Annotated in this window: 11 protein-coding genes; 4 read left to right on the top strand and 7 right to left on the bottom strand. The window is 71.5% G+C overall.

Annotation, left to right across the window (positions count from 1 at the left end; genetic code table 11):
• Positions 1-121 precede the first annotated feature (121 nt).
• Positions 122-1,567 carry a gamma-aminobutyraldehyde dehydrogenase gene (locus AC2TEW_RS30715; protein WP_484626607.1) on the bottom strand — a complete coding sequence of 482 codons (1,446 nt, stop codon included), beginning with the start codon at positions 1,565-1,567 and terminating at the stop codon, positions 122-124.
• Between the two features lie 275 nt (positions 1,568-1,842).
• On the opposite strand from AC2TEW_RS30715, the gene AC2TEW_RS30710 reads away from it, so the two are divergent.
• The 4 genes from AC2TEW_RS30710 to AC2TEW_RS30695 all read left to right on the top strand — a co-directional run bounded on the left by AC2TEW_RS30710 (position 1,843) and on the right by AC2TEW_RS30695 (position 5,837).
• Positions 1,843-2,316 carry an Lrp/AsnC family transcriptional regulator gene (locus tag AC2TEW_RS30710; RefSeq protein ID WP_033822804.1) on the top strand — a complete coding sequence of 158 codons (474 nt, stop codon included), beginning with the start codon at positions 1,843-1,845 and terminating at the stop codon, positions 2,314-2,316.
• A complete protein-coding gene (locus tag AC2TEW_RS30705; RefSeq protein ID WP_033822805.1) occupies positions 2,313-3,707 on the top strand; it encodes an aspartate aminotransferase family protein in 1,395 nt (464 codons plus the stop codon). Before AC2TEW_RS30710 ends, AC2TEW_RS30705 begins: the two co-directional genes overlap by 4 nt.
• A gap of 236 nt (positions 3,708-3,943) precedes the next feature.
• Entirely contained in the window at positions 3,944-4,675 is a 732-nt protein-coding gene (locus AC2TEW_RS30700) for an ABC transporter ATP-binding protein (protein WP_484626606.1), read from the top strand.
• A gap of 10 nt (positions 4,676-4,685) precedes the next feature.
• The gene (locus tag AC2TEW_RS30695; protein WP_484626605.1) at positions 4,686-5,837 is read left to right on the top strand and encodes a hypothetical protein; all 1,152 of its coding nucleotides are present in this window, start codon (positions 4,686-4,688) and stop codon (positions 5,835-5,837) included.
• An 86-nt stretch (positions 5,838-5,923) separates the two neighbouring features.
• Here the strand turns inward: AC2TEW_RS30695 and rlmN are convergent, their stop codons facing one another.
• The 6 genes from rlmN to tsf form a co-directional block, all read right to left on the bottom strand.
• Positions 5,924-7,024 carry a dual-specificity RNA methyltransferase RlmN gene (gene rlmN / locus AC2TEW_RS30690; RefSeq protein ID WP_484626604.1) on the bottom strand — a complete coding sequence of 367 codons (1,101 nt, stop codon included), beginning with the start codon at positions 7,022-7,024 and terminating at the stop codon, positions 5,924-5,926.
• Complete coding sequence (locus AC2TEW_RS30685) at positions 7,003-7,530, bottom strand: hypothetical protein (protein WP_484626603.1); 528 nt, start codon at positions 7,528-7,530, stop codon at positions 7,003-7,005. Before AC2TEW_RS30685 ends, rlmN begins: the two co-directional genes overlap by 22 nt.
• Before the next feature lie 189 nt (positions 7,531-7,719).
• Positions 7,720-8,586, bottom strand: a complete 867-nt coding sequence (locus AC2TEW_RS30680) for a phosphatidate cytidylyltransferase (RefSeq protein WP_484626602.1) — start codon at positions 8,584-8,586, stop codon at positions 7,720-7,722.
• 197 nt (positions 8,587-8,783) lie between these two features.
• The gene (frr, locus tag AC2TEW_RS30675) at positions 8,784-9,341 is read right to left on the bottom strand and encodes a ribosome recycling factor (protein WP_033822809.1); all 558 of its coding nucleotides are present in this window, start codon (positions 9,339-9,341) and stop codon (positions 8,784-8,786) included.
• A gap of 66 nt (positions 9,342-9,407) precedes the next feature.
• On the bottom strand, positions 9,408-10,163 hold the full coding sequence (gene pyrH, locus AC2TEW_RS30670) for a UMP kinase (RefSeq protein WP_033822810.1): 756 nt from the start codon (positions 10,161-10,163) through the stop codon (positions 9,408-9,410).
• A 270-nt stretch (positions 10,164-10,433) separates the two neighbouring features.
• Positions 10,434-11,270: a translation elongation factor Ts gene (gene tsf, locus AC2TEW_RS30665; protein ID WP_033822811.1), complete on the bottom strand. Its 837-nt coding sequence runs from the start codon at positions 11,268-11,270 to the stop codon at positions 10,434-10,436.
• Between the last annotated feature and the right edge of the window lie 107 nt (positions 11,271-11,377).

Raw genomic sequence — 11,377 nt, 5'->3', positions numbered from 1 at the left:
GGCGTTTTGGCCAACCTCTTGAGAGGAAACCCCGGGACGGGCGCGGGGCCCGCGCCCGTCACCCCCGGGAGGGTGGACGGTCGCGGGCCCCGCGCCCGTGGAGCGTGTGCCGGCGGCCGGGTCAGATGGCCGTCATCACGTGCTTGACCCGGGTGTAGTCCTCGAAGCCGTACGAGGAGAGGTCCTTGCCGTAGCCGGACTTCTTGAAGCCGCCGTGCGGCATCTCGGCGACCAGCGGGATGTGGGTGTTGATCCAGACGCAGCCGAAGTCCAGGCGGCGCGACATCCGCATGGCGCGGGCGTGGTCCTTGGTCCAGACCGAGGACGCCAGGGCGTAGTCCACCCCGTTGGCGTAACCGACGGCCTGGTCCTCGTCGGAGAACTTCTGCACGGTGATGACCGGGCCGAAGACCTCGTTCTGGATGATCTCGTCGTCCTGGTTCAGGCCGGAGACGACGGTGGCCGCGTAGAAGTAGCCCTTGTCGCCGACCCGGTGGCCGCCGGCCTCGACCTTGGCGTGGGCCGGGAGGCGCTCGATGAAGCCGGAGACCTGCTTCAGCTGGTTGGCGTTGTTGAGCGGGCCGTAGAGCACGTCCTCGTCGTCGATGCCGCCGGTCCTGGTCTCGGCCGCGGCCTTGGCCAGCGCCTCGACGAAGGCGTCGTGGATCGACTCGTGGACCAGCACCCGGGTGGCGGCGGTGCAGTCCTGGCCGGCGTTGAAGTAGCCGGCCACCGAGATGCCCTCGACGGCCTCGGCGATGTCGGCGTCCTCGAAGACCACGACCGGGGCCTTGCCGCCGAGCTCCAGGTGGACCCGCTTGACGTCCTTGGCCGCCGACTCGGCGACCTGGATGCCCGCGCGGACCGAACCGGTGATGGAGGCCATCGCCGGGGTGGCGTGCTCGACCATCAGGCGGCCGGTCTCGCGGTCGCCGCAGATCACGTTGAAGACGCCGGCCGGCAGGTCGAGGTCGCGCAGCACGCCGCCGATGATCTCCGCCAGCAGCACGGTGGAGGCCGGGGTGGTGTCGGACGGCTTGAGGACCACGGTGTTGCCCGCGGCGATGGCCGGGGCGAACTTCCACACGGCCATCATCATCGGGTAGTTCCAGGGGGCGACCTGGGCGCAGACGCCGACCGGCTCGCGGCGCACGATCGAGGTCATGCCGTCCATGTACTCGCCCGCGGCCTTGCCCTCCAGCAGGCGGGCGGCACCGGCGAAGAAGCGCAGCTGGTCGACCATCGGGCCGATCTCCTCGGAGAGGGTCAGCCCGCGCGGCTTGCCGGTGTTGCGGCACTCGGCGTCCACGATCTCGTCGGCGCGCGCCTCGACCGCGTCGGCGATCTTCAGCAGCAGCTTCTGCCGGGTGCTCGGGGTGGCGTCGCGCCAGGCCGGGAACGCGGCGTCGGCGGAGGCCATCGCCGCGTCGACGTCGGCCGCACCGGACAGCGGCGACGTCGCGTACGCCTCGCCGGTGGTCGGGTCGATCACGTCGAGCGTGCGGCCGTCAGCCGCATCGACGAACTCACCGTTGATGTAGTTGCGCAGCGTACGAAGCTCGCTCACGGGTCTCTCCTACGGTCTGGCCTGCGGCGTTGCAGTTCCGGCGCCAGGGTACTCCGGCGCCGCGCGGGGCGGACCTGACGAAACGGCAGGTCCGGCGTTCCCTTTTGGACGTGTTCACGCCTCCGCGTGTACCACCCCAGGCTACCGCGAGAGCTGGCGTTATCGGCAGGTCTTTCGAGCAAGTACGACGCAATCCGCACTGTTTTTTCGAAACAGCGACGAAATCAGCAGCGCATGGGGTTGCACGACCGCGGCCGATCGGGCACAGTGGCGACGTGGCCAACCGCGACCGGAACGCCAGCGTTCCCCTCGACGCCGCCTCCAAGGCGATCATCGAGCAGCTCCAGGAGGACGGGCGCCGCCCGTACGCCGCCATCGGCAAGGCCGTCGGCCTGTCCGAGGCGGCCGTGCGCCAGCGGGTCCAGAAGCTGCTCGATCAAGGCGTGATGCAGATCGTCGCCGTCACGGACCCGCTCACCGTCGGATTCACCCGTCAGGCGATGGTCGGCATCCGGATCGAAGGCGACATCGAACCCGTCGCCGACGCGCTGGCCGCCCTCGACGAGGTCGACTACGTGGTCTGCACCGCAGGCTCGTTCGACCTGCTGGCCGAGCTGGTCTGCGAGGACGACGAGCACCTGCTCGAACTGATCAACAAGCGCATCCGCGCCCTTCCCGGCGTGCGGAGCACCGAGAGCTTCGTTTATCTGAAGCTCCGGAAACAGACCTACACCTGGGGCACCCGATGAGCGCCGACCCGGCACAGAAGGACCTTTCGAAGACCGCCTACGACCACCTGTGGATGCACTTCACCCGCATGTCGTCGTACGAGAACTCCCCCGTGCCGACCATCGTGCGCGGCGAGGGCACCTACGTCTTTGACGACAAGGGCAAGAAGTACCTCGACGGCCTGGCCGGCCTGTTCGTGGTGCAGGCCGGCCACGGCCGCGAGGAGCTGGCCGAGGCCGCCGCCAAGCAGGCCAAGGAGCTCGCCTTCTTCCCGGTGTGGAGCTACGCCCACCCCAAGGCCGTCGAGCTGGCCGAGCGCCTGGCCAACTACGCCCCGGGCGACCTGAACAAGGTCTTCTTCTCCACCGGTGGCGGCGAGGCCGTCGAGACCGCCTGGAAGCTCGCCAAGCAGTACTTCAAGCTGACCGGCAAGCCGACCAAGTACAAGGTCATCTCGCGCGCCGTCGCCTACCACGGCACCCCCCAGGGCGCCCTGTCGATCACCGGCCTGCCGGGCCTGAAGGCCCCGTTCGAGCCGCTGGTGCCGGGCACCCACAAGGCCCCGAACACCAACATCTACCGCGCCCCGGCCTTCCTGGCCGGCCCCGACGGCACGGTGGACCCGGAGGCCTACGGCCGCTGGTGCGCGGACGAGATCGAGGTGGCCATCCTCAACGAGGGCGCCGACACCGTCGCCGCGGTCTTCGTCGAGCCGGTGCAGAACGCCGGCGGCTGCTTCCCGCCGCCGCCCGGGTACTTCCAGCGCCTGCGCGAGATCTGCGACCGCCACGACGTGCTGCTGGTCTCGGACGAGGTCATCTGCGCCTTCGGCCGCCTGGGCACCATGTTCGGCGCCGACAAGTTCGGCTACCAGCCCGACATGATCACCTGCGCCAAGGGCATGACCTCGGGCTACTCCCCGATCGGCGCCACGATCATCTCGGACCGCCTGGCGGAGCCGTTCTACAAGGGTGACAACACCTTCCTGCACGGCTACACCTTCGGCGGCCACCCGGTCTCCTCCGCGGTGGCGCTGGCCAACCTCGACATCTTCGAGCGCGAGGGCCTGAACCAGCACGTCCTGGACAACGAGTCCGCGTTCCTGGGCACCCTGAACAAGCTGCGCGACCTGCCGATCGTCGGCGACGTCCGCGGCAACGGGTACTTCTACGGCATCGAGCTGGTCAAGGACAAGGTCACCAAGGAGTCGTTCAACGACGACGAGGTCGAGCGCGTGCTCTACGGCTTCCTGTCGAAGGCGCTCTTCGACAACGGCCTGTACTGCCGCGCCGACGACCGTGGCGACCCGGTCGTCCAGCTGGCGCCGCCGCTGATCTCGAACCAGTCGACCTTCGACGAGATCGAGCAGATCCTGCGGACCAGCCTCACCGACGCGTGGGCCAAGCTCTGACCTTCCCCCCACCCTCCGCCGCCAGGGCGGTCCCGGCCTCCGGGACCGCCCTGCGGTGTCCTCCCGTACCGCACCGGCGGCGGGTCCGGGGCGACTCCGCATCGATTTCCGGCCCCAACACGCCGGATAGGCACCTTTTGCCCCTGGATGGGCCAGTGTGCCGCAACCACGGAGCGTCCCGGTCGTTCTAATCTGACGACTGTCATATCCCTGCGCAGCCATCAGGATGGAACCTCATGTCAGCGGCCCCGCCTGACAACGACGTGCTGTGGGCCCGGGGGATCGTCAAGTCCCACCACGGCACCCCCGCCCTGCGCGGCGTCTCGCTCGGCGTCCGGGAGGGCGAGGTGTTCGCCGTCACCGGCCCCCGCGGCTCCGGCAAGAGCACCCTGCTCGGCTGCCTGTCCGCGCTGCTCCCGGTCGAGGAGGGCGAGGTCTGGTTCAACAGCGGACCGGTGCACACCCTCTCCCGGGCCGGCCGCGAACGGCTGCGCCGGGAACGCTTCGGCTTCGTCGGCTCCGAGCCGCACCTGGTACCGGAGCTGACGGCCCGCGAGAACGTCGCCCTGCCGCTGCTGCTCGCCGGCGCCGGCCACAAGGCCGCCCACGGCGCCGCGGGCGAATGGCTGGAGCGCCTGGACGTCGGCGACTGCGCCGCCCGGCGGCCCGCCGAACTCCTGCAGAGCCAGCGCCAGCGGATCGCGGTCGCCCGCGCCCTGGCCCCGCTGCCGACCGTGGTCTTCGCCGACGAGCCCACCGCACCCCTGCACCGCGACGCCCAGGACCAGGTGCTGCGGATACTCGCCAGCGCCGCCCGCTCCCACCGCCTCACCCTGGTGCTCGCCACCCACGACCCGGAGCTGGCCCGCTACGCCGACCGCACGGTCACCCTCGTCGACGGCCGGCTCACCGGTCCCGTCACGGCGGTCGCGCCGCGCGGCGCCTCCGCGGTCCCGGCCGGGCACTGAGGGGACAGCCGTGCTCTACCTCAGACTGGCCCGCGGCTACCGCGCCCTCGACCTCGGCCGCTGGCTGCTCACCGCGGCCGCCGCCGCGGTACTCGCCGCCTTCCTGCTGCGCGCGCTCGGCCGCGCACTCGGCGACCCCGGCGGGGCCTCCCTCCCCCGGCTGCTCTGGTGCCTGCCGCCGATGGCCGCGGTCGCCTGGCTCGCCGCCGTCACCGCCCGCGCACTGCCCGTCCAGCGCCCCGAACGCATCGCCGGGCTCACCGCGGCGGGAGCCGGCACCCGGCGGATCCGCGCACTGATCGCCGGCGAGACCGCGCTCGCCTGCGTCGTCGGCAGCGGCTGCGCCCTGCTGGCCTTCCTGGTCCTGCGCAACGACATCGCCGACGCCTCGCTCGCCGCCGACCTCGGCATGGGCACCCCGCTCCCGGCCGCCGCACCGGTCACCCTGCTCGCCCTGGTACCGCTGGCCGGCGGCCTGGCCGCCGCAGGCGCCGTCGACGCCACCGAACGGCTGCCCGGCCGGCCCGCCGAGAGCGCCCTGCCGTCGTTCCACCCGCTGCGCATCGCCCTGCCGCTCGGCCTCGCCGTCATCGGCCTCGCCCTGGAGCTGTACGGGCTGCGCCCCGGCGCCGCCCAGGACGGCCGGCCGATCGACCTGCCGGCCGGCCTCGGCTCCGCCAGCGCGGCCCTGCTCGTCGGCTGGTCGCTGGCCGCCGTCGGGGTGGCCGTCCTCACCGCCCCGCTGCTCGCGCTGGCCGGGCGGCTGCTCGCGCTCGGCCGGCCCACCCCGCTGCGGCTGCTGGCCGGCCGCGGGCTCACCGCCCAGGCGGACCGGCTGGGCGCCCCGCTCGCCGTCCTCGCGCTGACGCTGGCCGTGGTGCTCACCGCCGCCCGCCAGTGGACCGGCCACCCCGGCACCGCCGAGATGCTGCCCGCCGCCGAGGGCGTTCTGCTGGTGGGCTGCGCCGCGGTCGCGGTGGTCTTCCGGCTGATCGAGATCCGGGCGGCCCGCCGCGAGGTGACCGGCGATCTGCTCCGGCTCGGCACCGCCCCCGGCCTGCTGGTCGGCGCGGTGGCGCTGCGCACGGTGGCCGCCGGAACGGTCCTGCTGGCGACCGGCGGCCTGACCGCCCTGCTCGCGGCCGGGGCGCTGACCACCTGACCACCCGGTGATCCAATGACATGACCCGGTCCGCCACCCCGTAGGGCGGTGGACCGGGTCATGTCGTCGGTCGCGGGCAGGCCCCGTCAGCCGGCCGCGGCCAGCTGGCCGCAGGCGCCGTCGATCTCCTGGCCGCGGGTGTCGCGGACGGTGGTCGGCACGCCGTGGGCCTGGAGCCGGCGCACGAACTCGCGCTCGTCCTCCGGACGGGAGGCCGTCCACTTGGAGCCGGGCGTCGGGTTCAGCGGGATCAGGTTGACGTGCACCCGGTGGTTCTTGATCAGCCGGCCGAGCAGGTCGGCGCGCCAGGCCTGGTCGTTGATGTCCTTGATCAGCGCGTACTCGATCGAGATCCGCCGGCCGGACTTCTCCGCGTAGTTCCAGGCCGCGTCCAGCACCTCGGCGACCTTCCAGCGGGTGTTCACCGGGACCAGCTCGTCGCGCAGCTCGTCGTCCGGGGCGTGCAGCGACAGCGCCAGCCGGCAGCTGAGGCCCTCGTCCGCCAGCCGGTTCATGGCCGGGACCAGGCCGACGGTGGAGACGGTGATACCGCGCTGGGACAGGCCGAACCCGTCCGGCGCCGGGTCGGTGAGCCGGCGGATCGAGGCCAGCACCCGGTTGTAGTTGGCCAGCGGCTCGCCCATGCCCATGAAGACGACGTTGGACAGCCGCGCCTCACCGCCCGGGATCTCGCCGTCCTTCAGCGCCCGCATCCCGGCCGCGATCTGCTCGACGATCTCCGCGGTGGACAGGTTGCGGGTCAGCCCGGCCTGGCCGGTGGCGCAGAACGGACAGTTCATGCCGCACCCGGCCTGCGAGCTGATGCACATGGTCACCCGGTCCGGGTACCGCATCAGGACCGACTCGACCAGGGTGCCGTCGAAGAGCTTCCAGAGCGTCTTGCGGGTGGTGTCGTCGTCGCAGGACACGTGCCGCACCACCGACATCAGGTCCGGCAGCAGGCTCTCGGTGAGCTTCTGGCGGCTCGCGGCGGGGATGTCCGTCCAGCTCTCCGGGTCGTTCGACATCCGGCCGAAGTAGTGGTTGGACAGCTGCTTGGCGCGGAACGGCTGCTCGCCCAGCTCGGCGACGGCCTCCTTGCGCTCGGCGGGGCTGAGGTCGGCGAGGTGTCGCGGGGGCTTGGCGCCGCGCGGCGCGACGAAGGTCAGTTCTCCGGGCTTAGGCATGGTCCGTCCAGTGTCTCAGATCGCCGGCGCTGGTCCGTGTCCCGCTCGGGGCCGGAGCCATCGGCCCGGCGGTCCTCCGCCGTCCCCGGCCGACCCCCCGGCCCCCGGGACGGCCCGGCGCCGCCAGACGCCGCCACCAGGCCGAGAACGGGAACCACCAGGAGGACGACCAGGACCGGCGGCTTCCACGGGCCCGGCACCGCCGGTGCCAGCGCGATGCCCGCCGCGCCCGGGAGGGCGACCAGGATGGAGACCAGGGCGGTCGCCCAGGCCCACCGGCCGCCGGGCCTCCTCCGCCACCATCCCACCAGCCACATGACCGCCACGAGCGCCGACAACCCGGCGTACAGCAGCGCCGCGAGATGCGCGAGGGCGGGAACCACCAGGTCGTCCGGGTCGACGGCTCCCGCCGTCGTCGGGTCCACCGCGGCTGCTGCCGTCCCGGCGCCCGCCGCCACGGCCAGCCAGTAGCCGGCGTGTCCCAACGCCCGTCGTCGATCCGTCACTTCGCCCCCTGTCGCCCGCCCCGCACCCTACCGACCCGCGGTACGGCGCGGTCGGCCCGCAGGCAGCGCCACCGGGTGCGCGGGGGGCGTCGCTCGGAGCGGCGGATCCCACCGGGGAAAGCCCGAGCCCCGGACGGCGGGCGCCCGGGGCTCCGGTGGGGGCAGGCCCGCGGCCTGCGGGGGACCGGCTCAGCTGCCGACGAAGGCCGTGAGCAGCAGCCAGACCACCGGGGCGGTCGGCAGCAGGGAGTCCAGGCGGTCCATGATGCCGCCGTGGCCGGGGAGCAGGGTGCCCATGTCCTTGATGCCCAGGTCCCGCTTGATCATCGACTCGGCGAGGTCGCCCAGCGTCGCGGTGACCGCCGCGCAGCCGCCGAGGATCAGGCCCTGCCACCAGCTGCCGCCGTCGATCAGGTACTGCATGACCAGCGCGCCGGCCAGCATCGACAGCCCGATGCCGCCGGCCAGTCCCTCGCGGGTCTTGCCGGGGCTGATGGTCGGGGCGAGCTTGTTGCGCCCGAACTTGTAGCCGACCGCGTAGGCGCCGGTGTCGCTGCAGATGGTGACGATCAGGAAGAGCAGGATCCGCCAGGAGCCGTCGTCCGAGGCCAGCATCAGCGCCACGAAGGTGGCCAGGAACGGGACGTAGAAGGCGGTGAAGATGCCCGCCGTTATGTCGCGCAGGTAGTTCTCCGGCGGCGTGCTCATCCGCCAGACCATCACCGCGAGCCCGGTCAGCGCGAACACGGCGGCGGCCCACTGGACCCCGGCGAAGTAGCCGGTGACCACCATCGCCACGCTGCCGACCAGCAGCGGGATCCGCGGGACGTGGACCTCCTTGCGCTCCGCCAGCCGGCTGGTCAGCTCCCAGACCCCGACCCCGATCGCGGCGGCGACCACCACCAGGAAGAACGCCTTCACCACGAAGAGCGAGGCGGCGATGACCGCGCCGAGGCCGACGCCCACGCCTATCGCCGCTGGCAGGTTGCGGCCGCCTCGCGGCTTGGGGGGCTGCTGGTCGGGCTGTGCCACGGGTGTCTCCTGGACAGAGGGCATGAACTGAGTCTGCGCCGCAGTGCCCCCTTGGTACACCGCAGTGCGCTGCGAGTGACCCGTTCGGTCCGCCGGACCGGCGAGGGCCGGGCACCGGGGTCGGGGCCACCCGCAGCGGCGGGTGCGGAGGTGCTGTGCCGAAAGGTTCCGCGGGGAGCGCCCCCGCCCCGGAGGCCGGGGATGCGGGGGCGCGTCTCCCGTCAGACCTCGAGCAGTTCGGCTTCCTTGTGCTTGAGCAGCTCGTCGATCTGGGCCACGTACTTCGCCGTGGTGTCGTCGAGCTCCTTCTCGCCGCGACGGCCGTCGTCCTCGCCGATCTCGCCGTCCTTGACCAGCTTGTCGATGGCGTCCTTGGCCTTGCGGCGGATCGAGCGGATGGAGACCTTGGCGTCCTCGCCCTTGCCGCGCGCGACCTTGATGTACTCCTTGCGGCGCTCCTCGGTCAGCTGGGGGAACACCACCCGGATGATGGAGCCGTCGTTCGACGGGTTGACGCCCAGGTCCGAGTCGCGGATGGCCTGCTCGATGTTGCGCAGCGCGCTCTTGTCGAACGGCGTGACGACCGCCATCCGCGGCTCCGGCACGGCGAAGGAGGCCAGCTGGTTGATGGGCGTGATGGCGCCGTAGTACTCCGCGACGATCTTGGCGAACATCGCCGGGTGCGCGCGGCCGGTGCGGATGGCGGCGAAGTCGTCCTTCGCGACCGCGACGGCCTTCTCCATCTTCTCCTCGGCCTCGAGGAGGGTCTCTTCGATCACTGTGTGCTCCCTGTCCGCTTCATCTGCTGTTGTTCCGTACCGGTGCCCCGGACGGCTGATCGCTTCTCAGGCCCGGGCGGAATCCTGGCTGATGAGTGTGCCGATCTTCTCACCCTTCACCGCACGGGCGATATTGCCCTCGGCCAACAGCTCGAACACCAGCATCGGCAGGCTGTTGTCCTTGCAGAGCGTGATCGCGGTCAGGTCCGCCACCTTCAGATCGCGCGAGATCACCTCGGTGTAGTCCAGCGCGTCGAACTTGACCGCCGAGGGGTTGGTCCGCGGGTCGGCGTCGTAGACCCCGTCCACGCCGTTCTTGCCCATCAGCAGGACCTCGGCGTGGATCTCCAGCGCACGCTGCACGGCGGTGGTGTCGGTGGAGAAGTACGGCATGCCCATACCGGCACCGAAGATGACCACCCGGCCCTTCTCCAGGTGCCGCACGGCGCGCAGCGGGAGGTAGGGCTCCGCGACCTGGCCCATGGTGATCGCGGTCTGCACCCGGGTCTCGATGCCTTCCTTGATCAGGAAGTCCTGGAGCGCCAGGCAGTTCATCACGGTGCCGAGCATGCCCATGTAGTCGGAGCGGGCCCGGTCCATGCCGCGGACCTGGAGCTCGGCGCCCCGGAAGAAGTTGCCGCCGCCGATCACCACGGCCACCTCGGTGCCCGAGCGGACCACCGTGCCGATCTCCCGGGCGATCGCGTGCACGACGTCCGGGTCGACACCGAGGCCGCCGCCACCGGCGAAGGCCTCACCGGACAGCTTGAGCAGAACCCGCCGACGGCTGCCGTCCTGCGCGGTCTCCTGCGTCTGGTGCATGGGCCTCTCCTTCTCCGCCTGCTGATGCGCAGGGCTGCATGTGCTGCTCACAGTGCCGGGTGTGCGGTCCCCGAAGCTGCGGGTACACGCGAGGAGGCCACTGCCGCGGGAACCGGTACGGTGTCCTGCACGGCAATGGCCTCCTCGTCGTTCATGGTGCCGACGCGGCCCCCAAGGGGTACCGGAGAGCCTGATCGGCGTGTTCCTGCCGCCCGCGCGGTGGGGCGGCGGCGCCTCCTACCTTAGGTCGGAAGCGCGGGGGAACAGGGCTCAGGCGCCGACGCGGAAGCGGACGAAGCGCTTGAGGGTGACGCCGGCCTCGTCGAGGACCTTGGCGACGGTCTTCTTGTTGTCCTTCGCGAAGGCCTGCTCGAGGACCGAGTTCTCCTTGACGAAGCCGGTCACGCGACCCTCGACGATCTTCGGCAGGGCAGCCTCGGGCTTGCCCTCCTCGCGCGCGGTGGCCTCGGCGACGCGGCGCTCGTTCTCGATGTCCTCGGCCGGGATGTCCTCACGGGAGAGGTACTTCGGCGCGAAGGCGGCGATGTGCTGCGCGATGTCCTTGGCGACCTCGGCGTTCTCCTTGTCGAGCTCGACCAGGACGCCGACCTGCGGGGGCAGGTCCGGGGAGGTGCGGTGCATGTAGGCGGCGACGAAGCCGTCACCGTCGAACTGGGCGAAGCGCTTGAAAACGATCTTCTCGCCCAGGTTGGCGTTGGCCTCGTCCACGAACTGCTGGACGGTCTTGCCCGGCTCGATCTCGGTGGCGAGCGCGGCCTCGACGTCGGCCGGCTTGCTGACGGCGACGTGCTTGGCCAGCGTGTCGGCGACCTCGACGAACTTCTCGCCCTTGGCGACGAAGTCGGTCTCGCAGTTCAGCTCGAGCAGGACACCGGAGTTGCCGCCCTCCAGGACCAGCGACAGCGCACCGTTGGAGGCGTCGCGGCCCTCGCGCTTGGCAACGCCCTTCTGGCCCTTGATGCGGAGCAGCTCGACGGCCTTGTCGACGTTGCCCTCGGCCTCGTCCAGAGCCTTCTTGCAGTCCATCATGCCGGCGCCGGTGAGCTCACGGAGCTTCTTGACGTCCGCGGCGGTGAAGTTCGCCATGGTGTGATCTCTTCTCACGTCTCGCGTGTCAGCGTGGGATGGTGCCGAGGCCGCTGGTTCGGCCCCGGCACGGGAGAAAGGGGCGCCTACCGGCAACGTACCCGGTG

The sequence above is a fragment of the Kitasatospora sp. NEAU-CNBT7 genome, from assembly GCF_057220535.1.
Note: the sequence above shows the minus strand (reverse complement) of the source record. Positions and strands in the feature narration are given on the sequence as shown.